The sequence below is a fragment of the Streptomyces sp. NBC_01689 genome, assembly GCF_036250675.1.
Lineage (GTDB): Bacteria > Actinomycetota > Actinomycetes > Streptomycetales > Streptomycetaceae > Streptomyces.
Genome location: NZ_CP109592.1, coordinates 4,206,360 through 4,229,292 on the forward strand (window position 1 = coordinate 4,206,360; position 22,933 = coordinate 4,229,292).

Annotated in this window: 19 protein-coding genes; 7 read left to right on the top strand and 12 right to left on the bottom strand. The window is 72.4% G+C overall.

Annotated features, from left to right (window positions below):
• Window positions 1-112: 112 nt before the first annotated feature.
• From OG776_RS17765 to OG776_RS17795, 7 genes are all read right to left on the bottom strand, one after another.
• Window positions 113-1,396, bottom strand: a complete 1,284-nt coding sequence (locus OG776_RS17765; protein ID WP_148010158.1) for an amidohydrolase — start codon at window positions 1,394-1,396, stop codon at window positions 113-115.
• Between the two features lie 597 nt (window positions 1,397-1,993).
• Entirely contained in the window at window positions 1,994-2,845 is an 852-nt protein-coding gene (locus tag OG776_RS17770; protein WP_329321586.1) for a poly-gamma-glutamate hydrolase family protein, read from the bottom strand.
• A gap of 14 nt (window positions 2,846-2,859) precedes the next feature.
• Window positions 2,860-3,693 carry a phosphate ABC transporter ATP-binding protein gene (locus OG776_RS17775; protein WP_329321588.1) on the bottom strand — a complete coding sequence of 278 codons (834 nt, stop codon included), beginning with the start codon at window positions 3,691-3,693 and terminating at the stop codon, window positions 2,860-2,862.
• Window positions 3,591-4,721, bottom strand: a complete 1,131-nt coding sequence (locus OG776_RS17780) for a hypothetical protein (RefSeq protein WP_148010156.1) — start codon at window positions 4,719-4,721, stop codon at window positions 3,591-3,593. Before OG776_RS17780 ends, OG776_RS17775 begins: the two co-directional genes overlap by 103 nt.
• A 38-nt stretch (window positions 4,722-4,759) precedes the next feature.
• Window positions 4,760-5,695, bottom strand: coding sequence for an N-acetylneuraminate synthase family protein (locus tag OG776_RS17785; RefSeq protein WP_329321590.1), 936 nt, complete (start codon window positions 5,693-5,695; stop codon window positions 4,760-4,762).
• A 13-nt stretch (window positions 5,696-5,708) separates the two neighbouring features.
• Window positions 5,709-7,016: an N-acylneuraminate cytidylyltransferase gene (locus OG776_RS17790; protein WP_148010154.1), complete on the bottom strand. Its 1,308-nt coding sequence runs from the start codon at window positions 7,014-7,016 to the stop codon at window positions 5,709-5,711.
• A 44-nt stretch (window positions 7,017-7,060) separates the two neighbouring features.
• Complete coding sequence (locus OG776_RS17795) at window positions 7,061-8,395, bottom strand: DUF6716 putative glycosyltransferase (protein ID WP_329321593.1); 1,335 nt, start codon at window positions 8,393-8,395, stop codon at window positions 7,061-7,063.
• A gap of 198 nt (window positions 8,396-8,593) precedes the next feature.
• On the opposite strand from OG776_RS17795, the gene OG776_RS17800 reads away from it, so the two are divergent.
• From OG776_RS17800 to OG776_RS17815, 4 genes are all read left to right on the top strand, one after another.
• Window positions 8,594-9,574, top strand: coding sequence for a glycosyltransferase family 2 protein (locus OG776_RS17800; RefSeq protein WP_148010152.1), 981 nt, complete (start codon window positions 8,594-8,596; stop codon window positions 9,572-9,574).
• Window positions 9,571-10,905 carry a polysialyltransferase family glycosyltransferase gene (locus OG776_RS17805; protein ID WP_329321596.1) on the top strand — a complete coding sequence of 445 codons (1,335 nt, stop codon included), beginning with the start codon at window positions 9,571-9,573 and terminating at the stop codon, window positions 10,903-10,905. Before OG776_RS17800 ends, OG776_RS17805 begins: the two co-directional genes overlap by 4 nt.
• Before the next feature lie 308 nt (window positions 10,906-11,213).
• Complete coding sequence (locus OG776_RS17810; protein WP_443077273.1) at window positions 11,214-12,374, top strand: acyltransferase family protein; 1,161 nt, start codon at window positions 11,214-11,216, stop codon at window positions 12,372-12,374.
• 184 nt (window positions 12,375-12,558) lie between these two features.
• Window positions 12,559-13,515, top strand: a complete 957-nt coding sequence (locus tag OG776_RS17815; RefSeq protein ID WP_329321598.1) for a class I SAM-dependent methyltransferase — start codon at window positions 12,559-12,561, stop codon at window positions 13,513-13,515.
• A 60-nt stretch (window positions 13,516-13,575) separates the two neighbouring features.
• Here the strand turns inward: OG776_RS17815 and OG776_RS17820 are convergent, their stop codons facing one another.
• A complete protein-coding gene (locus tag OG776_RS17820) occupies window positions 13,576-14,235 on the bottom strand; it encodes a TetR/AcrR family transcriptional regulator C-terminal domain-containing protein (protein WP_329321600.1) in 660 nt (219 codons plus the stop codon).
• A gap of 74 nt (window positions 14,236-14,309) precedes the next feature.
• Between OG776_RS17820 and OG776_RS17825 the strand changes: the two genes are divergently transcribed.
• Together OG776_RS17825 and OG776_RS17830 are read left to right on the top strand one after the other, a co-directional pair.
• Window positions 14,310-15,752 (top strand): FAD-dependent oxidoreductase, encoded by a 1,443-nt coding sequence (locus tag OG776_RS17825; protein ID WP_329321602.1) that lies wholly within the window; start codon window positions 14,310-14,312, stop codon window positions 15,750-15,752.
• A 149-nt stretch (window positions 15,753-15,901) separates the two neighbouring features.
• Window positions 15,902-16,687, top strand: a complete 786-nt coding sequence (locus tag OG776_RS17830) for an alpha/beta fold hydrolase (protein WP_329321604.1) — start codon at window positions 15,902-15,904, stop codon at window positions 16,685-16,687.
• A 93-nt stretch (window positions 16,688-16,780) separates the two neighbouring features.
• Here OG776_RS17830 and leuE read toward each other — a convergent pair whose 3' ends face one another.
• Window positions 16,781-17,431: a leucine efflux protein LeuE gene (gene leuE / locus OG776_RS17835; RefSeq protein ID WP_148010149.1), complete on the bottom strand. Its 651-nt coding sequence runs from the start codon at window positions 17,429-17,431 to the stop codon at window positions 16,781-16,783.
• 215 nt (window positions 17,432-17,646) lie between these two features.
• A complete protein-coding gene (locus OG776_RS17840; protein WP_148010148.1) occupies window positions 17,647-19,227 on the bottom strand; it encodes an acyl-CoA mutase large subunit family protein in 1,581 nt (526 codons plus the stop codon).
• 272 nt (window positions 19,228-19,499) lie between these two features.
• Here OG776_RS17840 and OG776_RS17845 point away from each other — a divergent pair, with 272 nt between their 5' ends.
• Window positions 19,500-20,360 (top strand): L,D-transpeptidase family protein, encoded by an 861-nt coding sequence (locus tag OG776_RS17845; RefSeq protein ID WP_148010147.1) that lies wholly within the window; start codon window positions 19,500-19,502, stop codon window positions 20,358-20,360.
• Window positions 20,361-20,725: 365 nt separating this feature from the next.
• Here OG776_RS17845 and OG776_RS17850 read toward each other — a convergent pair whose 3' ends face one another.
• Together OG776_RS17850 and OG776_RS17855 are read right to left on the bottom strand one after the other, a co-directional pair.
• Window positions 20,726-21,823: a hypothetical protein gene (locus tag OG776_RS17850; protein ID WP_329321608.1), complete on the bottom strand. Its 1,098-nt coding sequence runs from the start codon at window positions 21,821-21,823 to the stop codon at window positions 20,726-20,728.
• Window positions 21,823-22,485 carry an RNA polymerase sigma factor gene (locus OG776_RS17855; RefSeq protein WP_148010145.1) on the bottom strand — a complete coding sequence of 221 codons (663 nt, stop codon included), beginning with the start codon at window positions 22,483-22,485 and terminating at the stop codon, window positions 21,823-21,825. Before OG776_RS17855 ends, OG776_RS17850 begins: the two co-directional genes overlap by 1 nt.
• Window positions 22,486-22,933: the final 448 nt, after the last annotated feature.

A 22,933-nucleotide genomic window follows, 5' to 3' on the forward strand; every position in this document is an offset into this window, starting at 1 on the left:
GTCCGGACCGGACGCGCCACCGCGCGTCCGCGGTGGCGCTCGCGCGGAGTTGGCGTGAAAGGGCCTGTGGGCCCCGGGTGAACCGAAGGCGGGCCCACAGGCGTCGCGCCGGTTAGCGGATCGCGTCCAGCAGAGCGGCCGCGGTGAAGAGCTCGACCCCGACCGTGATGGCCGACTCGTCCGCGTCGAAGTCGCCGCGGTGCAGGTCACGGGTGGTGCGCTCGCCCGGCGTACGGACTCCGAGGCGGGCCATGGCGCCGGGCACGTGCTCCAGGTACCAGGAGAAGTCCTCGCCACCGAGGCTCTGCTCGGTGTCCTCTACGGAGTACGGGCCGCGCCGCGAGGTCATGGCGTCGTGCAGGAGTTCCGTGACCGCCGGGTCGTTGACGACCGGCGGGACGCCCCGGATGTAGTTGATCTCGGACTTGGCGCGGTAGAGGTTCGCGATCTCGTCGATGGCCTCGTGCACCAGGTCGGGCGCCTGCCGCCACGCCTCCAGATCCAGGCAGCGCACGGTTCCGGAGAGCTCGGCGTGCTGCGGGATGACGTTGCAGGCGTGCCCCGACTCGATCCGCCCCCAGGTCACCGCGAGGCCGCTGCGGGCGTCCACGCGCCGCGCGACGAGCGACGGCACGTCGGTCACGACCCGCGCGGCGGCGGTCACGAGGTCGGTGGTGAGGTGGGGGCGCGCGGTGTGGCCGCCCGCGCCGTCGAGCGCGATCTCCAGCCGGTCGCAGGCCGAGGTGATGGGACCGTGACGCAGTCCGATCCGCCCGGCGTCGACCTTCGGGTCGCAGTGCACGCCGATGATCCGCCCCACGCCGTCCAGCACACCGGACTCGATGGCGTCGGGCGCTCCCCCGGGCAGCACCTCCTCGGCGGGCTGGAAGATCAGCCGTACGGGATGGGGCAGCAGCCCCTGGCGGTGCAGGTCGGCGAGGACGAGCCCGGCGCCGAGGACGACGGTCGTGTGCACGTCGTGGCCGCAGGCGTGCGCGCGGTCGGGCACGGTCGAGCGGTACGCGCAGTCACTCTTCGCGTCCGGGATGGGCAGCGCGTCGATGTCGGCGCGCAGCGCGAGCATGCCGCGTCCGCCGTCCACCACACCGTCCTGTGCGCCGTCGAGCGCCCCGCCGCGCTCGTCCGTTCCGGTGCTCTCGTCGTCGATACCGATGTCACAGATGAGCCCGGTCCCGATGTCGAGCACGCGGGGCCTGAGGCCCGCCTGCTCCAGGCGTGCCTTGAGCGCCGCGGTGGTGCGGAACTCCTGGTTGCCGAGTTCCGGGTGCATGTGCAGGTCGCGCCGGAACGCGATCAGCTCGTCACGCAGGGCGTCGGGCAGGGTGCCGGGGAGCACCGCTCCCCCGGGGACATCGGCCTCGTACTCTCGGGACATCAATTGGTTCACCCTCTGAAGGGTAGGGCGACGGGGCGGCCGACTGACCCACGATCAACAAAACTTCAGCCCGTCAGGGGAAGAAACTTGGCCGCGCGACGCATAGGTTTCAGGTGGGATGGGTACGCTCGCCCGTCTTTACGGACGAGGGGATCGTGAGCCAGACGGTATGCGCGCCCTGCGCGGGCCGCATCCCGGCCGAGGGCCGACCGGCGCCTGCGGGACGATGCCCGGCCGCTGCCGCGTCCGGGCGGGTGACCGACTGCGGTGACGGTCCGTGACCACGGGACGGCGCGAACCCTTGATCCGGGCCGCCGACCCTCTCTCGATCCAGTCCGCGGGGGGCTGCTCGCGGACACTCATAGGAGAACGCTCGGGGTGTCCGAGCCCATTCCCGTACCCCACGGTCCCACAGACCTGACCGAGATCATGCACATGGATGCCGGGACACCACTCTTTGTCGACCAGGGCGCGAGTGCTCTGTCGATCAGGGCCGTTCCGCGACGAGGGCGAGCCAGGCGCCTGTGCCGCGGGAGGCGGCCGGGTGCGCCCTCGTGACCCTGGCGACTCCCCTCCGACCCACCCGACCCACCCGACTCACCACCCCGCCCGTCCCGCCCGCACGGTCCGGACCCGCTCGATCGCCCTGCGGGTCGCGCCGACGAACGTCCAGAAGGGCGGGAGGAGGCTGGTCGCGCGGGTGGCGAGGGTGTTGCGGCCCTCGGCGAACATCGCGGCGCGCAGGGCCGTGGTGATCTCCAGCTGGGCGCCCATGCCGAGGAGGGTGCGGTTGCAGATGTTGTCCGGGAAGACGCCCGCGATCTCCTCGTCGCCCGAGGCCGTCACCGCGCGGATGCCGGCCGCGGTGAACTCCTCCATGAGGTACCGGCGGAAGACGGGGTCGAGGCCGCCCACGAGGACGGCCGCGGCGCCCGGCTCCAGGCCCGCCTGCTCCGGCCCGCAGCCGTGCAGGGAGAGGACGGTGAGACTGTCCGCGCACAGCGAGCGGGCGACCGGGTCGTCGCAGTGGGTGGAGGTGACGTGCAGGCGGCTGTTTCCGCTGCTCATCAGCCCTTCGAACATCCAGAAGTCGTACAGCGGTCCGGCGGGTGGGGTGGGCCGGAGATCGGCGGGGTCGTAGCCGGCCGTCGCCAGGCAGAGTTCCGACGTGCCCCCTTCTATGCCGCCGCCGTGCGGGGCGATGACCGTGGTGCGGAAGGAGGGGGCGCGGCCGGTCGGGCCCGTGGCGTCGGCCGGGTGGCGTCCGGCGCGGCGGACCCAGTGCACGCCCTCCGTCCAGGCGGGGTCGGCGTACAGGGCCGTGTTCGAGGCCGGTTCGGCGGTCGGCGGGGGTGCCGTGGCCGGCGTCGCGCCCGCGGCGGCCGTCACCGTGTTCGGTGCGGGGGTCACCGCGGGCGCGGTGCGAGCGGTTCGGCGTCCGGTCTCCATGCCGACCGAGGATGTCAGCCGAAGCGGCCCGCCACATAGTCGGCCGCGCGCTGGACCTCAGGGGTGCCGAAGATGTGTTCGGTGTCACCGTGTTCGACGATGCCGCCGGGGGTGCCCTGCTCGGCGAGGAATAACGCGCACTGCTGGGAGACGCGGGCCGCCTGCTGCATGGTGGGGGTGACGATCACCACGGTCACCTGGCCCGCGAGTTCGTGGATGGTCTCCTCGACCCGGCGGGTGGACGTGGGATCGAGCGCGGAGCACGGTTCCTCCATCAGCAGCACCTGGGGGCGTACGGCGAGGGCCCGGGCGATGCACAGTCGCTGTTGCCGGCCGCCCGAGAGCGCCCCGCCGGGCTGGCGGAGCCGGTCCCGTACCTCCTTCCACAGGCCTGCCCCGGTCAGGCTCTCCTCGACCAGTTCGTCCTTCTCGCGGCGGCCGGCGCGGGTGCCCGTCAGACGCAGGCCCGCCACCACGTTGTCGTAGATCGACATGGCGGGGAACGGGTTGGGCTTCTGGAAGACCGTGCCGATCCGGCGGCGGGCGTCGGTCAGGCGGCGCTCGGGGGCGTAGATGTCCTCGCCGTCGAAGCGGTCGTCCGCCCCACGCGGAAACGCCCCGCCCAGGATCTGGGCGGGGCGTTCGGGGCGGAATCCGGTCTGCGCCGCGAGTGGCCGGGTGTCGGTGAAAGGGGGGCGGCCGTCGCCGTCCGCGGGATGTCGCGGGCGCGCGGCGGCGCGGGTTCCTACGCCGTCGCGACGGAGGACAGCCGGTGCACGTCCCGGGCCGTGCCGGTGACGCCCGACAGGAAACCCTGGGCGCGCGGAGAGGCCGTCTCCGTCAGCCACGCCGGGTCGATGTCACAGACGGCGACCCGGACCTCGGTCCCCACCAGCGCCAACGGCAGCGTGTGCACGACGGTGGAGGGGAAACTCAGGATCGTGCGGCCGATGGGTCCGCGCCGGGCGATGAGTTCGAGGGGGAGGTCGGGGCGGACGATCTCCAGCCCCGTCTCGACGGCCAGCCGGTGGAGCTTGTCGCTGCTCTCCCTGCGGTGGGCGAAGTAGCGGGTCGCGCCGTGCGCCTTGGCGAGCGAACGGACCGCCTCCAGATAGCGGTCCGGGTCCACCACACCCGTCTCCACCAGCGAGGTGCCGACCAGGTCGGCCCCCTTGGTGATCCGGGGCGGCCCGAACCGGGCGCGGGTCCAGGAGAAGTCGTTGGCGGTGATGGTGACACCGTCCGGCGCCGAGTCGATCGGCATGGAGGAGAAGACCTCCACCCGCCGTCCCGCGCTCGGCGTGAGCCGGCGGCGGGCCGAGGACGACACCGGGGCGAAGAGCACGTCACGGGCGCCGGGACGGCCCCCGCGCCGGTGCCACCGCACCAGGCGTTCACCGCGGGCCAGCTGCGCGACGAACTCCATGGTGGCCGTGCCGTCGTCCACGACCACCAGGTCGCGGGCCTTGGTGATCGTCAGCAGGAGCTGCACGTAACGGGAGAACGGGTCCCCCATGACGATGCGGTGGGCCCTGCGCAGCAGTGGTGCCAGACCGCCGATGGTGTGGAAGGGGGCCGTGGTGCCGCCGCGCGCCTCCTCCCAGCGGACCTCGTGACCCTCGTCGCGGGCCAGCTCGGCCATGCGGCGCAGCTGGCCGCGGGTCATCGGGTCGTTGGGCGAGAGGACGACGAGGGTGAGCCCCGCGCCGGCGGACCGGACGGACGCGCCGTCCGGTCCCGCGCCGGGTGCCCGCTCGCCGGCCTCCGTCGCGTGCGGGACGTGGGCATGCGCCCACTCCAGCACGTTCAGGAGCTGTACCGGGCTCTCGACGAAGGCCAGCGTGTGGGGGCCGGAGGTACCGGCGCGGGGGCTCATCGGCGTACGACCGTCCCGTCGTAAGGAGATCAGGGAGTTCAGACCGCGACGGGCTCGCCGGCGGCGGCGGCGATCTCCGCCTCGGCGACGACGCCGGTGACGCGGCGCAGCTTCTTCATCGGGCCGAGCTCCGACTCGTAGACCTTCTTGACACCGTCACCGAGGGAGGCCTCGATGGTGCGGATGTCACGGACGAGGCGGGTCAGGCCCTGCGGCTCGACGGAGGCGGCCTGGTCGGAGCCCCACATCGCGCGGTCGAGGGTGATGTGACGCTCGACGAAGGTGGCGCCGAGGGCGACCGCGGCGAGCGTGGTCTGCAGGCCCGTCTCGTGACCGGAGTAGCCGATCGGCACGTTCGGGTACTCGGCCTGGAGGGTGTTGATGACCCGCAGGTTGAGCTCCTCGGCCTGCGCCGGGTAGGTCGACGTGGCGTGGCACATCAGGATGTTGTCGCTGCCGAGGACCTCGACCGCGTGGCGGATCTGCTTCGGGGTCGACATGCCGGTGGAGAGGATGACCGTGCGGCCGGTGGCGCGCAGGGCGCGCAGCAGCTCGTCGTCGGTCAGCGAGGCGGAGGCGACCTTGTGGGCCGGGACGTCGAACTTCTCCAGGAAGGCGACGGCCTCGGTGTCCCACGGGGAGGCGAACCAGTCGATGTTCTTGCTCTTGGCGTACTCGTCGATCTGGCGGTACTCGTCCTCACCGAACTCCACGCGGTGGCGGTAGTCGATGTAGGTCATGCGGCCCCAGGGGGTGTCGCGCTCGATGTCCCACTGGTCGCGCGGGGTGCAGATCTCCGGGGTGCGCTTCTGGAACTTGACGGCGTCGCAGCCGGCCTCGGCGGCGGCGTCGATCAGCTTGAAGGCGTTCTCCAGCTCACCGTTGTGGTTGATGCCGATCTCGCCGACGACGTAGACGGGGTGGCCGGGGCCGGCGGTCTTCGAACCGAAGCTGCGCAGACGGGAGTTGCTCATGGTGAGACGTTCCTTACTTGTCGAGGGAGTCGAGAGAAGGGCCGAGGATCCAGCTGGCGATCTCTCGGATCGCGCCGTCGCCGCCGGGGACGGTGGTGACCGCGCGTGCGGCGCCGCGCACGACGTCGTGGGCGCTCGCGACCGCCACGGGCCAGCCCACGAGGGCGAAGCACGGGAGGTCGTTGACGTCGTTGCCGACGTAGAGCACGCGCTCAGGCGCGATGCCCTGCTCCTCGCACCACTGCTTCAGTGCGAGGTCCTTGCGGTCGATGCCGTGGAGGACCGGGATCTTGAGTTTCCGGGCCCGGGCGGCGACGACCGGGTTCTGTTCCGTGGACAGGATCAGCATCGTCAGCCCGCTCTTGCGGAGGGCGGCGATACCGAGGCCGTCCCCGCGGTGCACGGAGACGAACTCCCGTCCATCGGAGTCGATCAGCACCCTGTCGTCGGTCTGGGTGCCGTCGAAGTCGAGGACGACCGCGTCGATGTCTTCGGCGGTCGGGAGGGCGCCGGGCCGGTTCGCGTCGAAGAGCGTCGCGAGGGCACGGGCGCGGGCGAGGTCGTGCGGGTCGTCGATCTCCAGCACGCGGGCGGGGTCGGTGCGCACGAGTTCGGTGCGGCCGAAGAAGCGGTGCTTCGCGTCGCGGAAGCCGGCCGCCTCCATCGCGTAGACGGCACCGGTCTCCAGGAGGTCCTGGGGACGGTCCTGCCGGCGCGGGCGGAAGGACTTGTCGTGGTTGACGCCGTAGCCGCCGCTGGTGCCGGTGTCCGTGACCAGGGTGTCGGTGCCGCCCGCGACGGCGGCGCGCCCCGCGTCGGCGGCGACCGGGACGGCCGGCTCGTCGTCCCCGTCGCGCCACACGAAGCCGTGGAAGGCGGCCACGGTCAGCGCGGTGTCCGCGCCGTTCGTGATGATCGCGTCCACGACGCCGTCCACGTCCTCGCGGACGATGAACGGGCTGGTGCACTGGACGAGCAGCACCACGTCGACCGGGGAGCCGTGCAGCGCCTCGTGGGCGTCCATGGCGTGCAGGACGGCGGCCTCGGAGGTGGCGGTGTCACCGGCGATGGCGGCGGGCCGCAGCACGACCTCGGCGCCGGCCTGGCGGGCGGCGGCCGCGATGGCCTGGTCGTCCGTGGAGACGACGACGTCCGTCACGAGACGGGCGGCGCGGCACTCGCGGACCGCGCGGGCCACCAGCGGTATGCCGCCGACCGGGAGCAGGTTCTTCGCGGGGACGCCCTTGGAGCCGCCACGCGCGGGGATCACCGCGAGCACGCGGGGCACCGGCGCCGGTCGGCCCGCTTCCGAGTTGGTCATGCGCTGTTCTCCTTGACGAGGAAGGCTGGAGGGGTCGGCGGCGGTCACAGCTCCCCCATCCGCCGGATCACCGGGGCCACGCGCTGCACTCCGTGGCGGTAGGCGCCGCGGGCCGCCCGGCGCACGATCTGCCGTACGGGGCTGGGCTCCCGGTCGGCCGCGGGGGCGCCGGGCAGGGGGCTGCCGTCCGGGGCCAGGTGGTGCCGGGCGAGGATCCCGGGCAGGTAGCCGGGCGCGGTGACGGGTGTGTAGTAGGGGGTCAGGGGCGGCAGCCCGGGGCCCGCGAGCAGTCCGGCGATGCGGGCGCGTGCCTCGTCGAAGGCCGTCTCGTAGGAGCCGTCGGCGGCCACGCCCTGCCGGGCCACCCACGCGGGGTCGGGCGCCGGCTGGTGTCCCGCGTCGAGCTGGTCCCAGGAGGCGAGGCAGCCGGAGCCCACGAAGTGGTGGTTGCCGAGCGACTCGCGCACCCCGAGGTCGCTGAGGACGACGGTGGGGATCCGGCGGTGGAGGGACTCCAGGGCCGCCGTGGAACTGATGGTGACCAGCAGGTCGGTGCGGTCGAGCACCTCGCCCATGTGTCCGTACACCAGGCGGAAGTTGGCGGGCAGATCGGCCTTCTGCGCCAGCTTCTGGTACGGCAGTTCCTCGATGTGCGTGGTGTGCTCGCCCGGCTTGGAGCGCAGCTTCAGCAGTACCTCGCGGTCGGGGTGCAGACGCGCGTGGGCGATCAGCCGGTCCAGCAGGTACGTGCGGTCCTTGCGGCTCTCCGGTACGGAGGGCTGGGCGGCGAACACGACGGTGTAGGGGTCGTCGTTCTTGCGGTAGGTGTCCCCGCCGAGGAAGGGCAGCGCCACCTCCGTCACGGACGAGGCGTCGGCGCCCACCCCCTCGTACACGTCCCGGAAACGGTCCGCGTCCTGGCGGGAGTTGGCGAGAACCAGGTCCGCGCCGTGCCGCAGCAGCAGGCCGTCGGCGAGCTTCTCGTAGACGACGCCGACATAGCCGGTGACGACCACGGGCCGCTCCGCCTGCCCGTCCCAGAGGCGGGCCAGACCGTGCAGGACCGCCTGGACGGCACCGCCGACCAGGGCGAGCACCAGGACGTCGTACCGCTCCCGCTCCATGGCGCGCAGGAATTCGACGGCGGTCACTTCGCGGAGGGAGTCCGCGCGGACGCCGACCTCTTCGAGCTGGCGGGCGGTGGGGGTGGCACGGCCGCGCAGGAGATAACCGTCGAGGCGGAGACCCGATTCCCGAATGTCCGTATTGGACGATTCGGACGGCGATATGCGGTTCGCGGTGAGCGAACCCCATTTCCACCGCGTATCGGAATCCGCGAGGACGGCGACCCGTAGGGACTTCCTGGTACTTGCTGGCACGTCCAAGACGCTAGGAAGCCATTCCGAGTAGCGGCCCAACCCGAATGCAACAAACGGTTAACAGCACATCGACGAATGGCGAATCAGGCCGTGAACCATCCAGAAATCAGCCTGGTTCACGGCTTCGCCACGCGTCGTTCACCTGACATCTCACCAACGGCCAAGACGAATGCCGGACCGCCCCCTAACGTCACGTGGGTGGTCAAGCTCTCCGTCATCGTGCCGTTCTACAACGTGCAGCAATACGCACCCGACACCCTGAAGAGCCTGCGTGCGAACGTGCGCGAGGACTTCGAATTCATTCTCGTCGACGACTGTTCGAGAGACGAGACACCGGAGATTCTCGCGCGCGCGGAGCGCGAGCTCCCGGGCGCGGTGCATGTCAGACATGAGAAGAACGGAGGGCTGGCGACCGCGCGCAACACGGGCATCGACGCCGCGCGCGGCGAATACCTCACGTTCCTCGACGGGGACGACTGGCTCGCCCCCGGCTACTACGAGCAACTCGTCACCGCGATCGAGGATCTGGGCTGCGACTTCGTCCGTACGGACCATGTCCAGTGCACCGCCCGGGCCCGCACCATCCACCGGGTCCCGCACGGCCGCCGGGGCGTCGTGATGAACCCCCGGGACGCCATACTCCCCTCCGACCGGTCCACCTCCGTCGACTACGCGTACGCCTGGGCGGGCATCTACCACCGTCGTCTGGTCGACCGCGGGCTGCTGCACTTCACCCACGGTCTGCGGACGGCCGAGGACCGTCCGTGGATCTGGAAGCTGCACCGCGAGGCCGAGTCCTTCGCCGCGGTGAGCCTGCTGGGCGTGTTCTACCGACGTGGTGTCGCCTCCTCCCTCACCCAGATCGGGGACGTCCGCCAGCTCGACTTCATCCGGGCGTTCGATCAGGTCGTCGCGGAGACCGCCGAGGATCCCGACGCGTCGAGACTGCTTCCCAAGGCCGTGCGCACGTACTGCGCGATCATTTCCCACCATCTGGGATCCATGGAAAGGTTCGAGCCACCCGTGGCGCGGAAACTGAAGTCGATGAGTGCGGCGGCGTTGCAGCGCATGCCTCAGGACGTGCTCGACGAGGCGCTCGACTCGATGGACATCGAGCGGGCGACCAGGCTGCGCCGGCTGCGCCGCCGTCCCACCGCGGGCGCCGGGGTGGCGGCGTGACGACCCAGATCTTCATGGCGTCCACGCTGTACGGGACCGCGACGCTCGCCGCGGCCCTGGACGCCGACTGCTTCGGCCCCGCCGACCGGCGCATCCTGCTCGTCTCCAACAACGCGGCGACGCCGGAGACGACCCCCGCCGTGGACGAGATGCCCGGCTTCGGCCGGCTGCGCGGCCGCTTCGACGAGGTCCTGTCGTGGAACGGGACGATCACGCCGTTCCACCCCGGGGGCTGGGCCCCGCGCCTCGACGACACCCCCCTGTGGGAGCGGCATCTGCGGCTGGCCTGGAACCTCGGCGACGACGATATCGAGCTGGCCGTCGAATCGATCCAGGTCAACCCGGCTCTCGGGCTGGCCCAGATCTTCACCGGCGCGCCCGTCACCGTGTACGCGGACGGCCTGATGAGCTACGGCCCCACCCGCAACAAGATCGACCCGCTGGTCGGCACCCGGGTGACCCGCCTGCTCCACCTGGACCTGGTCCCCGGTCTGACCCCGCTGCTGCTGACCGAGTTCGGTGTCGAACCCGAGATCGTGCCGACGGACGCCTTCACGAAGGTGCTCGCCGAACTCGTCGACACCGGCGACGACCTGCCGTCGGTGGACGAGCCGGCGCTGCTGCTCGGCCAGTACCTCTCCGCGCTCGGCATCCTCACCCCCGAGCAGGAGGAGGACCTGCACGTACGGATGCTCAAGGGCGCCGTCGCGCTCGGTCACACCCGGGTCGTGTTCAAGCCGCACCCCACGGCGCCGGCCCGCTGGTCGCGCGTCCTGGAGAAGGAGGCCGGAAAGCTCGACGTCGAGCTGACGGTGCTCGACACCCCCGTCCTCGCCGAGGTGCTGTACCAGCGCATGCGGCCCGCGCTCGTCGTCGGCTGCTTCTCCACCGCGCTGTTCACCGCGTCCGCGCTCTACGGTCTGCCCGTCGCCCGGGTCGGCACCGACACGCTGCTGGACCGCCTGGTGCCCTACGAGAACAGCAACCGCGTCCCGGTCACGATCGTGGACGCCCTGGTGCCGGAGCTGACCGACCGGGCGGCGGTCACCGAGCAGCGCGTCGGCATGACCACGGAGACCCTGTCCGGGCTCGTACGGGCCGTGGGCTACGCGATGCAGCCGAAGATCCTGCCTGACCTGCGCCCGGCCGCCGAGCGCTATCTGACGCAGCACCTGGACACCCACACCTGGCGGTACTTCAAGCGCAAGCGGCTGACCTCGCTGGCGCTGCCCGGCGCGGTCCCGGCCCAGCTGGCCTTCCTGCCGCGCAACGCCACGGTCCGCCGGGTCGCGCGCAGGGCGCGCAGTCTGCGCCGGGCCGTACGGCGCTGAGCCTCCGCCTTTCCAGCGTGCCCGCGGGCGTGGGGGCCGGTTCACGACGAACCGGCCCCCACGCCCGTTCCGCGTTCCCGCGCCGGAGGAATGCGTCCGTCGCCTCCTTCCACGGCCCCGTTCCCGTATCGGCCCTTGTCGGTGAATTCGGGAACCGCCGGGGAATCGGGGAACCGGAAGCGACGGGAGGGTGAACTCATGGAGTCCGGACGGGGAATCGTCACCTGGGCAATCGGATGCATCCTGTGAATCGGACTAGCGTGCTGTGTGTAAGCCGCCAGCGTGAAAAGCCCGCGAAGAGGAATTCCGTGACCAACACCCCCCAGGACACGCGCGTGACGTCCGAGGGCCCGGCGATCCGTGCCGTCCTCCCGGCGCCCGACACCCGGCCGCCCGCGCGCACGAAGCCCCGGGAATCCCGTCTGCGGGCCCTGGACGGACTGCGGCTGATCGCCGCGCTGATGGTGGCGGCGTACCACTACGGGGGCCGCGACGGCGAGGTCACCGAGGCCTGGGGCACCTCCCCGCGGCACCAGTTCCCCAGCCTGCACTCGTACTTCGCGTACGGCTGTCTCGGCGTCCAGATCTTCTTCGTGATCAGTGGCTTCGTGATCTGCATGAGCGGCTGGGGCCGGCCGCTCAGGTCGTTCTTCGCCTCCCGCGCGTCCCGGCTGCTGCCCGCCTACTGGGCCGCGGTGATCATCGTGACGGCCGTGTTCGCGCTGCCGGTGGTCGCGTACCAGACGGTCGGGCCGAGCGACGCCCTGCTGAACATGACGATGCTCCAGCAGCCGCTGGGGGTCGACCGGGTGCTGGGCGTCTGCTGGACGCTGTGGGCGGAGGTCCGGTTCTACGCGCTCTTCGCGCTCTGCATAGTCCTGCCCGGCGCCAACCGGCGGCGGGTCATCCTCTTCTGCGCGGGATGGACCCTGGCCGCGGCGATCGCCCAGACGGCGAACGAACCGCTCCTCAACACCGTCCTGATGCCGGAGTACGCCCCGTTCTTCATCGGCGGCGTCGGCCTGTACCTCCTGCACCGCGACCGGCGTGACGCGTACGCCTGGGGCATCGTCGGCGTGAGCTGGCTGATCGGCCAGCACTACGCGGTGGACCGCCTGTGGCACGCGCCCAACCCCGAGTTCTTCTCCTACCGCACCTCGTTCGGCATCATCCTGGTCGTCACCCTCGGCTTCCTCGCCGTCGGCGCGATCGCGCTGGGCTACCTGAACTGGGCGAACTGGCGCTGGCTGACGGTCGCCGGCGCCCTGACGTACCCCTTCTACCTGGTCCACGAGCACCTGGGATGGGTCGTCATCAAGGCCTACCACCGCACCCTGCACATCCCCGCGTACGGCGCCCTCCCGCTGACCGTCGTGACGATGCTGCTGCTGGCCTGGCTGCTCAACCGCTACGTGGAGAACCGGCTCACCCCGAAGCTCCGCGCGGTGCTGGCGAAGCCGCGGCCGTAGGAATACGTCCCGGACCCCCGGAAAGAACCCCCTGAACAGTGGGAGTTCGCCCGCTGTTCATCTCCCCGCGGGTTCGGCGGAAAGGCCGCGGGCAGGCGCCGCAGAGGCATTGACCGAGTCATGGGCGTCTCATAGGTTCCGGGGCGCCCGCTCGCCCCGTCCGCGCAAGGGAGCGCCTTCTCTCATGACCGCCGCACCGAACACGACCAGGCCGCCCCGCCGTCTCGAGGACGTCCCCGGGTGGTTCCCCGTTCTCGACCAGATGCTCTTCGAGTGGTTCCTGGACCGGCAGGAGTCCGCCGGCACCCGGGGCGACCTGCTGGAGGTCGGCGTGTACATGGGCAAGAGCGCGATCTTCCTCGGGAACCACCTGGGCGAGGGCGAGCGGTACACGGTGTGCGACCTCTTCGAGGGCGACGCCCCGGACGGTGCCAACCGCGCGGAGTCGACGAAGTCCTACAGCAGGCTCACACGGAAGGCCTTCGAGGAGAACTACCTCGCCTTCCACGACGAGCTGCCGCGCGTCCTGCCGGGCCCGAGCTCGCTGGTCCCGGCCGAGGTGGCCCCCCGGTCCTGCCGGTTCGTCCACATCGACGCCTCCCATCTCTACGAGCACGTCCACGGGGACATCGGCGCGGCCCGCGACGCCCTGCTGCCCGGCGGCGTCGTCGTCCTGGACGACTTCCGCTCGGAGCACACGCCCGGTGTCTCGATAGCCGCCTGGGAGGCCGTGCTCAACCGCGGCCTGCGCCCCGTCTGTCTCAGCACCCAGAAGCTGTACGGGACCTGGGACGACCCCGAGGAGGTCCAGGAGGCGCTGCTGGCCTCGGTGCGGGAGCGGGACGACTGCCACCTCAGCGTGCAGTACGCGGCCGGCCACCGCATCGTCCGGCTCAAGTCCAAGAACATGCAGGCCCCGCCCTTCCCGCCGTCCCGGCACGCCGGGGAGGACCTCGGCGCGGCGGACACCGAGGAGTCCGCGGGGCGTCCGTCCGGAGCGGCCTCCGCGCACTCCCGGCCGGGCCCGCGCCGCACCCGCACCCGCACCCGCACCCGGCGGATCGCCGCCGACCTGCTGCCGCCCGTCCTCACCCGCGCCCTCCGCAACGCCCGCACCGCCCGGCGCGCGGCGGCACGCTGACGCGGCTGACGCGGCCCGCGCCGGCCGTCCGCCGCGAGGGGCGGCCGGTCCCCGCACCGCTCAGTCGACGCCGTACCGCGCCGCGATGCCCGTGATCAACAGGGCCAGGCCCTCCTCGAAGTGCCGCCCGTAGTCCTCGAAGATCTCCGCGCCCGCCGCTGCCGACAGGGGGAAGTCGGCCATGCGGCGGGCGCGTTCCTGCACGTCGTAGCCCTCGCGTCGCTCGCCCGGCAGCGGCTGGACGCCCTGCTCCTCGGTGACGAAGCCGATCGTGTAGAGGTACGTGGTGGACGTCGCGCGGACCGCCTGGGCGAGGGTGAATCCCTCCTCGGTGAAGAGCGTCAGCGTCCGCTCCATCTCGACGGCGTGCAGCGTGCCGGTGAACCGTGAGCCGGAGAAGACCTTCGCGCCGTCGCGGTAGCTCAGCAGCGCCGCGCGCAGCCCGCGGCCGGTGGCGAGCAGCCGCTCCCGCCAGCCGTCGCCCGGAGCCACCGCCGCGTCCTCGGCCATCCGCCGGTACATCTCGGTGGCCATCTCGTCGAGCAGTTCCTGCTTGTTCTTGAAGTGCCAGTACAGCGCGGGCGCCTGGACGTCCAGCTCCTTGGCGATGGCCCGGAGGGTGAGGCCGTCCAGGCCCGTCTCGTTGAGCAGCCGCAGGGCGGTCCCGACGACCTGCCTCTTGTCCAGCTTGGGGGAGCGCTGGGGTCTCTGAGTAGCCACGCTTGACAGTTTAACGCCGTTAAGGGCATGCTCGCGGCATGGAACTTAACAACGTTAAGGAGACGTCGGGGGACATGGCCACGGACAGCGGGACCGAGGTGGACGTACTCGTCGTCGGCGCCGGACCGACCGGCCTCGCCCTCGGCATCGACCTGGCCCGGCGCGGAGTGGACGCGCTGATCGTCGAGCGGGCCGACGGCCTGTTCCCCGGCTCGCGCGGCAAGGGCATCCAGCCGCGCACGATGGAGGTCTTCGACGACCTCGGCGTCCTCGACGCGATCCGCGCGGCGGGCGGCGACTACCCGGTGGGCATGATCTGGCAGGACGGCCGCCGGGCCGGTGAACACGTGATGTTCGACCCGGCCGGGACGACGGAGGACTCGCCGTACACCGCGCCGTGGATGGTGCCGCAGTGGCGTACGCAGGAGATCCTGTTCGCGCGGCTGGAGGAGTCCGGGGGGCGGGTCGCCTTCGGCCGGGAGGTCGTCGGGGTCGCGCAGGACGAGGACGGGGTGACCGTGGAGTTCGCCTCGGGCGCACCGGTCCGAGCCCGGTACGCCGTCGCCGCGGACGGCGGCCGCTCCGCGGTGCGGCGGGCGCTCGGCATCCCCATGACCGGAGAGACCGTCGACCCCTCTCCGATGCTGGTCGCGGACGTACGGATCACCGGGCTCGACCGCGACAACTGGCACGTCTTCCCGCCGCGCGAGGACACCGGCGGCTTCCTGGCGATCTGCCCGCTGGCCGGCACGGAGGACTTCCAGCTCACGGCGCAGTTCCCGGAGGGCACCGCCGTCGACCTCTCCCCCGACGGCGTCCGCCGGACCGTCGCCGAGCGCTCCCATCTCCCCGCCGAGGCCGTGACCGAGGTGCGCTGGGCCTCCGACTTCCGGCCGCGCGCCGCGCTGGCGGACCGCTTCCGCGCCGGACGGGTCTTCCTCGCCGGGGACGCGGCGCACGTCCACTCACCGGCCGGCGGCCAGGGCCTCAACACCAGCGTCCAGGACGCCTACAACCTGGGCTGGAAGCTCGGCGCCGTGCTGGGCGGCGACGCTCCGGAGTCCCTTCTCGACACCTACGAGGAGGAACGGCTGCCGGTCGCCGCCGGCATGCTGGGCCTGTCCACCCGGGTGCACCGCGGCGAGGTCCGGCGCGGCGAGGCGACCCGCCAACTGGGCCTCGGCTACCGCGGTTCCTCCCTCGCGGTGGAGACCCGTGCGGACCTGCCGGGGAAGGCCCTGCGGGCGGGCGACCGCGCCCCCGACGGAACCGTGGCGGGCGTCCGGCTCTTCGACCTGTTCAGGGGACCGCACTGGACGCTGCTCGCCGTCGGCACGGCGGACGGGCCGCCCTCCCTCCCCGGCGTCCGTACGGCCAGGATCGCGCCGTACGACAGGTACGGGTCCGGCGTCTTCCTCGTCCGCCCCGACGGCTACGTGGGATGGGCGGGCACCGGCGCGCGGGACCTGTCCCGGTACACGGACCGGGTGGGGCTGACGGCCGGCCGGGAGCGGTGACGGCGGAGACGGTGCGGACGGTGGGGGCACTGGGGCGGTGGGGGCGGTGACGGTGGCGGTGCCGGGTCGCGGAGTCCTCCTCCGTACCCGTCCGCCTCCCCCGCAAAAATCAGTGGCTCTCGCGTGGTCGCGCTGCGATCATCGGACCGATGCTCACACTTGAGGACGATCTCGGCCGCCTTTCCTACCTCGTCACCGGAGACGGACCACCCGTCGTGCTCGTGCACGCCGGTGTCGCCGACCACCGCATGTGGGACGAGGTGTGGCCCGGCCTGGCGGAACGGCACACCGTCATCCGGTACGACCTGCGCGGCTTCGGCGAGTCCGCGCCACCGTCCGGCCCGTTCCGGGAGACGGACGACCTCCGCCGCCTCCTCGACCACCTCGGTCACGAACGGGTCCGGCTCGTCGGCGCCTCCTGGGGCGGCCGGGTGGCCCTGGACTTCGTCCTCGCCCACCCGGACCGGGTGCACTCGCTGGCGGTGTTCTCCCCTCCGTGGCGCGGGTACGACTGGTCCGCCGACATGATCGCGTACGACGAGAAGGAGACCGCGGCCCTGGCCGCCGGTGACCTCGACGCCGCCGTCCAGGTCAACCTGGACATGTGGCTGCGCGGACCGTCCCGGACCTGGGAGGACGTCGCCGCCGGACTGGCCGACCGCCTCCGCGGCCCGCTCCGGACGTCACTGGAGAACCAGGACGTCGTGGGAACGCACTCCCAGGGCCCCGCCGCCGGCGACCTCGCGGCCGTCCCGGTCCCCACACTCGTCGGCGTCGGCAAGCTCGACATCGAGGACTTCCAGGACATCGCCCGCCGCTACGCGGCCGAGATCCCCGACGCCACCCTCGTCGAGTTCGCCACCGCGGCTCACCTCATCGCGCTGGACGCACCCGCCGAACTCACCGCGCTGCTCGTCCCGTTCCTCGCCCGCTGAGCGGCGTGCGCCACGTGCGCGCCACTCCCGTGTCCCCGGCGCGACGCGGGCACGGCGGTGGCGGCCCGGCGAGGCCGGGGCCGCCCCGCGGCACTACGCGCTGGCGAGCGTCAGCTTGACGGCGAAGCCGAGGAAGAGGGCGCCCGCCGCGGTGGTGGCGCCCGCGGACAGCCGCCGGCGCCGCCGGAAGGCCTCCGCGAGCCGCGTCCCGCTGAAGATCAGCGCCGTGAGGTAGAGGAAGCTCGCGAGCTGGGCGAAGGCTCCCAGCACGATGAAGGACAGGGCCGGGTAGGCGTACCCGGGATCCACGAACTGCACGAAGAAGGCGATGAAGAACAGGATCGCCTTCGGGTTGAAGAGGCTGATGACCAGCGCCCGACGGTAGGGCCGCTCCTCGGCGGCCGACGCCTCGGGGACCTCCTCCTCGACCCGCTGCCGCCGGGTGCGCCACATCGCCCGCGCGGACCGCAGCATCCCGAACGCCAGCCACGTCAGGTATCCCGCCCCGGCGTACTTCACGATCCCGAAGAGCACGGCGTTGCCCTGCAGCAGCGAGGCGACACCGGCCGCCGACAGCGTCATCAGCACCGTGTCCCCGCACCACACGCCCGCGGCGGCCGTGTACCCGGCGCGCACACCGCGCCGGGCGGCGACGGACAGCACGTAGAGCGAGTTGGGCCCGGGGAGCAGGACGATCAGGACGAGGCCCGCCAGGTAGGTGGGAAGGTCGATGACACCAAGCATGAGGAGGAGTCTCGCACGGGGGTACGACACTCCGCGTCCCCGTCTCGCGGTTCAGTCACCGCAGAGGAGCGTGCCCACGGGGCGTTCGAGGGTGACGCCGCCGGACTCCGGGACCGGGACCCGCGGACCCCGTCCGGAGCTCCCGGGGGCCAGGCGTTCTCACCCGCGCGAAGGAACCGCCGGGCACGGAATCACCGAGCAAGAAGTCGCCGAACTCAGAAGGCGTCCGTCGGCACATAGGTCCCCCACACCTCGCGCAGCGCGTCGCACACCTCGCCGACCGTGGCACGGGCGCGCAGGGCTTCCTTCATGGGGTGGAGGACGTTGGCCGTGCCCCCGGCCGCCTCCTTCAGGGCGGCGAGGGCCGCCTCGACCGCCGCCCCGTCGCGCTCGGCGCGGAGCCTGGCCAGACGTTCGGCCTGCTGGGCCTCGATGGCCGGGTCGACCCGGAGCGGCTCGTAGGGCTCCTCCTCGTCGAGGCGGAAGCGGTTGACACCGACGACGACCCGCTCGCCGGAGTCGGTCTGCTGGGCGACGCGGTACGCGCTGCGCTCGATCTCGCTCTTCTGGAAGCCGCGCTCGATGGCCTCGACCGCACCGCCCAGCTCCTCGACCCGCTCCATGAGGCCGACAGCGGCCGCCTCGACGCCGTCGGTCATGCTCTCGATGACGTACGACCCCGCGAAGGGGTCGACGGTCGCCGTGACGTCGGTCTCGTAGGCCAGTACCTGCTGTGTACGCAGGGCCAGCCGAGCCGACTTGTCGGTCGGCAGCGCGATCGCCTCGTCGAAGGAGTTGGTGTGCAGCGACTGGGTCCCGCCGAGGACCGCGCCCAGCCCCTGGACGGCGACCCGGACCAGGTTCACCTCCGGCTGCTGGGCCGTCAGCTGCACCCCCGCGGTCTGCGTGTGGAAGCGCAGCATCAGCGACTTGGGGTTCCTCGCGCCGAACTCCTCGCGCATCACGCGGGCCCAGATGCGGCGCGCGGCGCGGAACTTGGCGACCTCCTCCAGGATCGTGGTACGGGCGACGAAGAAGAAGGACAGACGGGGGGCGAAGTCGTCGACGTCCATGCCGGCCGCGACCGCCGTACGGACGTACTCGATGCCGTCCGCGAGCGTGAACGCGATCTCCTGCGCGGGGGTGGCTCCCGCCTCGGCCATGTGGTAGCCGGAGATCGAGATCGTGTTCCACTTCGGGATCTCGGTCCCGCAGTACTTGAAGATGTCCGCGATCAGACGCAGGGAGGGCTTGGGCGGGAAGATGTACGTGCCGCGCGCGATGTACTCCTTCAGCACGTCGTTCTGGACCGTGCCCGTCAACCGGGAGGCCGGGACGCCCTGTTCCTCGCCCACCAGCTGGTACATGAGCAGCAGCAGCGCCGCGGGCGCGTTGATCGTCATCGAGGTGGAGACCTTGTCGAGCGGGATGCCGTCGAACAGGACCCGCATGTCCTCCACCGAGTCGATCGCGACGCCGACCTTGCCGACCTCGCCGTGCGCGAGGGGGGCGTCCGAGTCGTGGCCCATCTGGGTGGGCAGGTCGAAGGCGACCGAGAGGCCCGTCGTGCCGTTCGCGATCAGCTGCTTGTACCGCGCGTTCGACTCCACGGCCGTGCCGAAGCCGGCGTACTGACGCATCGTCCAGGGACGGCCGGTGTACATGGACGGGTACACCCCGCGGGTGAAGGGGTAGGCGCCGGGCTCACCCAGTTTCTCCACCGGGTCCCAGTCCTTCAGGGCCCCCGGCCCGTAGACCGCTTCGATGGGCAGTCCGGACTCCGACTCGCGCGACATCGCTCCGCCTCCCGCTGGGTTACTGACTGGTAGGTACGGTCCTCGCGACGGACTGTAGTGGTGGCCGCGGGCCCGGTGGGGTGGACCGGGCTGGGACCTTGCTCACAGACCGGCGCACGGTCCCGCTCCTCTGCTGTTCGCACACACTCTCGTTCTCCACCTTGCCGTGTGGTTCAGGGCCCGTCACGCGCGGGGAACATCCCCAGGGTGTCCCGCGGGGGTATACCTGGCACATCGGCATGCGGTGGACGGGTGAGACGACGGGGGTTGGAATGCGCACCACAGTCAGGGGAGGATCGCTGGCCGCTCTGCTGGCGCTCGTCGCGGTGAGCGGCTGCCGTGCCCAGGTCGTCGACGCGCACGGGACGCCGACACCGGCGCGGACGACGGCCGGTTCCACGAGGGCGCCGGACGACGCCAAGGAGGGGACGGGCAGCCCCGCGCCGGGTTCCGCGTCTCCGGAACCGGAACCGGACCCGGCCGTCTCCACGACACCGCCTCCCCGGGTGCTGTGGTCGCGCGGCGACCGCGGCCGGGACGTCCGCGAGATCCAGGCCCGGCTGCGCCAGGCCGCGTGGCTGTTCGAAGGCCCGACGGGGACGTACGACATCGCGACGGCCGCCGCCGTACGGGGCTTCCAGGGCAAGCGGGGGCTCGCGCGCACCGGCGAGGTGGACGCCGTGACCTGGCGGCGGCTGCTGTCGATGACGCGCGAGCCGACCCGGTGGGAGCTGTACGCGTTCGGCGGCCAGCCCGCCGCGCGGCCCGACCCGCGCTGCATGACCGGACGGGTGATGTGCGTCAGCAAGACGAGCCGCACCCTGCGCTGGATGGTCGACGGGCGGACCGTCTCGGTGATGGAGGTGCGGTTCGGCTCCCAGTACACCCCGACCCGCGAGGGCGTGTTCAGCGTGGCCTTCAAGTCCCGCCACCACGTCTCGACGATCTATCACACGTCCATGCCGTACGCGATGTTCTTCAGCGGCGGCCAGGCGGTGCACTACTCCGCCGACTTCGCGGCCCGCGGCTACGCGGGCGCCTCGCACGGCTGCGTCAACGTACGGGACGAGGCGAAGATCGCGGCGCTGTTCGCGCAGGTCCGCACGGGGGACAAGGTCGTCGTCTCCTGGTGACCCGCGGGCGCGGGGCGCTCGACGGATGCGGGGCGCGGGCGGGACCGGGGGAACGTGTCCCGCCCGCGCCGATGTGCACGGAGCCTGGGTACGGGGGGAACCCCGGCTCGGTGCGACGGCCGATGACCAGTCGGCTCACCCAGTACTGCGCCGGCGCGGCCGAAAACGTCACACCGGCCCGGGAAAAAGTTCCAGGAGACAGGGAACCGCAGCTCAGAGTGGGTGCGTGCGGAGATCCCGCCGCGCGCGGGCCGACCGCGGAACGCCGGGTGTGGCCGGTAACCGGCCACGGGCGGCCGGGCACCGTACGCGGCTCGGACGGGCCGCCACCGGGTACGGAAGCGGCCCGGACGGCGGGAAACGGCTCAGACGGCCGACAGTCGTGGCCCCGGGCCGTCCGCCCGCGCGGCGTCCCGCACCGCCGACGACAGAGCCGACGTCCGCGGCGACAGCGTCGCCAGGGCCGAGGGCGCCGCCGGGGCGAACACCCCGCTGTGGTGGTGGCCGTTGCCGCCCGGGACCGGGTGCCCGCCGTCGTCACCCTGGTTGCCGCCGCCGGAGCCGTGTCCGGAACCGTGCCCGGAGCCGGACCCGTTCCGGCCGTCACCCTGGCCCGCCTGGCCGCCCCGGTCGTCACCGCCCTGGCCGGAACGGGTTCCCGTCCAGCCCAGGACGCGCCTGCAGAACGTCTTCACCCGCCCGCCGCCGCCCGCCGCGTCCGTCAGGACACGTCTGCGTCCGGCTTCCAGGTTCTTGCCGCCGAGGACGTCCTGGCACGACGAACGCGTCCTGGTCCACCACTCGTGGGACCGCAAGGGCCGGTCCGGCCCGGACGAGCCGGGCCCGCCGCTCGCGGAGCCGCCGGCCGACAGATCGTCGGAGGAGCCGGAACCGGCCGGCCCGCTCGTCGTGGCACCGGGCAGCGGCACCTCGGAGCCGTCGGCCTGCGACACCCCCGGCGACGGCGAGTCCAGCGGTCGCGGTGTCTGCGCCGCGGAGACCGTGGCGGCCGGATGCGGCCTGTCGTCACGGAACGGAGTCGGCAGCACTCCGGTACCGGCCGCGACGGCGACCCCGCCGACCATGCCGACGGCCAGCGCGGCGGCCAGTCCGAAGCGCACCGGACGGCCCCAGCGGGCCCGGTGACCACCCGCTCCGGGGCCGCCCAGCCGGACCAGACCGGCGTCGGCCGGGCGGGCGGCGGCCCGTACGTCCGGGCCCGCCGCCCGCCCGGCCGGGACTCCGCCGCGACCGGCGCGTGCGGCCCGGAAAGCGGCCAACGCGGCATCCTCGCCGGGGAGTTCGGCACCGTCCGGCGCGGGTTCCTCGGCCAGCGAGGCGAGCGCCTCGGCGAGCCGCTCCACACGTTCCTTGGTGTCGGCGTCGACGGCCTCCAGCGGCTCACCGCGCAGCAGACGCTCCGCGGCCTCGCCGTCCAGCCACCTGTAGTCCTCGTCGGCCATCACATGTCCTTCTGCGTCCGCGAACGCGTATGCGTCACACCGGCGGACGTCACCGCGCGTGTGCGCGACTGTCTCGGTGGGGGGACCGCGCCGAGCGCGACGGCGGATTCCGGATCGCCGCCGATCAGCTCCGCGAGCCGCTTCAGACCCCGGTGCGCCGCGGTGCGGACGGCTCCGGGCCGCTTGCCGAGGGTCTCGGCCGCGGACTTGGCGTCGAGGCCGACGACGACCCGCAGCACGACGGCCTCCGCCTGGTCCTGCGGGAGTTGCGCTATCAGCGAGAGGGTGCTGCCGGTGCTCAGCGCCTCGATGGCCTCGCCGGCGGTGTCCGACTCGGCGGCCCTGCCGGTCAGTTCGGTCTCGTCACCACCGATGGCGGGGCGGCGCCCGCGCATCCGGATGTGGTCGAGGGCGCGGTTGCGGGCGATCCGGGCCGCCCAGCCGCGGAAGCGGTCGGCGTCGCCGCTGAACCTCTCCAGGTCCCGGGCGATCTGCAGCCAGGCCTCGGAGGTCACGTCCTCCGCGTCCGGATCGCCGACCAGCGTCCGTACGTATCCGAGCAGCCGTGGGTGCACCGCGCGGTACACAGTCCGGAACGCGGTCTCGTCCCCGTCCTGCGCCGCAAGCACCGCGGTGGTCAGCTCCGCGTCGTCCCCCAGCACCCGCGCGCCCCTCTTTGCGCCTGAACCGGCGCCGCTCTCGCGGACCGGGCTCTCGCCGTTGTGGTTGCCTGTCCTCCGCGCCCCGGCGCGAATGGCACGTTACGGCCTGAAACAGCTCCCCGTCCACGTCCGTACAACTCGCAACTATGTCGTGACGGAGCGAGGTGTGACACAAAACGCAGTCGCGGCGCTGTAGAGAGTACGGGCCGCCGCGCGGCCCGTGCCGCGCGACGGCCGGGGCCTCTCCTGTGGGGGGTGGCGGCCCCGGCCGTTGCCATCGGCTCCCGGGACGGCCCGGCTCCGCCGCGGACCGGAACGCGTCCCTCGTTCACGTCCCCTGCCTCTCGGACGCCTCGCTCCCGAACCCTCCGGGGCCTCTCGCGTCCTTCCGCACCTTCACGCTCTCCGGCCCCGCCGCGGCTCTCCCCGGCCTCCCCGGCTCCCGCCC

Bases quoted from the DNA above. Each gene is read 5' to 3' on its own strand.
- OG776_RS17850 (WP_329321608.1), bottom strand. From the start codon at position 21,823: ATGGCCGACGAGGACTACAGGTGGCTGGACGGCGAGGCCGCGGAGCGT.
- OG776_RS17840 (WP_148010148.1), bottom strand. From the start codon at position 19,227: ATGTCGCGCGAGTCGGAGTCCGGACTGCCCATCGAAGCGGTCTACGGG.
- OG776_RS17780 (WP_148010156.1), bottom strand. From the start codon at position 4,721: ATGAGCCCCCGCGCCGGTACCTCCGGCCCCCACACGCTGGCCTTCGTC.
- OG776_RS17785 (WP_329321590.1), bottom strand. From the start codon at position 5,695: ATGAGCAACTCCCGTCTGCGCAGCTTCGGTTCGAAGACCGCCGGCCCC.
- leuE (WP_148010149.1), bottom strand. From the start codon at position 17,431: ATGCTTGGTGTCATCGACCTTCCCACCTACCTGGCGGGCCTCGTCCTG.
- OG776_RS17825 (WP_329321602.1), top strand. From the start codon at position 14,310: ATGGCCACGGACAGCGGGACCGAGGTGGACGTACTCGTCGTCGGCGCC.
- OG776_RS17845 (WP_148010147.1), top strand. From the start codon at position 19,500: ATGCGCACCACAGTCAGGGGAGGATCGCTGGCCGCTCTGCTGGCGCTC.
- OG776_RS17765 (WP_148010158.1), bottom strand. From the start codon at position 1,396: ATGTCCCGAGAGTACGAGGCCGATGTCCCCGGGGGAGCGGTGCTCCCC.
- OG776_RS17830 (WP_329321604.1), top strand. From the start codon at position 15,902: ATGCTCACACTTGAGGACGATCTCGGCCGCCTTTCCTACCTCGTCACC.
- OG776_RS17815 (WP_329321598.1), top strand. From the start codon at position 12,559: ATGACCGCCGCACCGAACACGACCAGGCCGCCCCGCCGTCTCGAGGAC.
- OG776_RS17790 (WP_148010154.1), bottom strand. From the start codon at position 7,016: ATGACCAACTCGGAAGCGGGCCGACCGGCGCCGGTGCCCCGCGTGCTC.
- OG776_RS17770 (WP_329321586.1), bottom strand. From the start codon at position 2,845: ATGGAGACCGGACGCCGAACCGCTCGCACCGCGCCCGCGGTGACCCCC.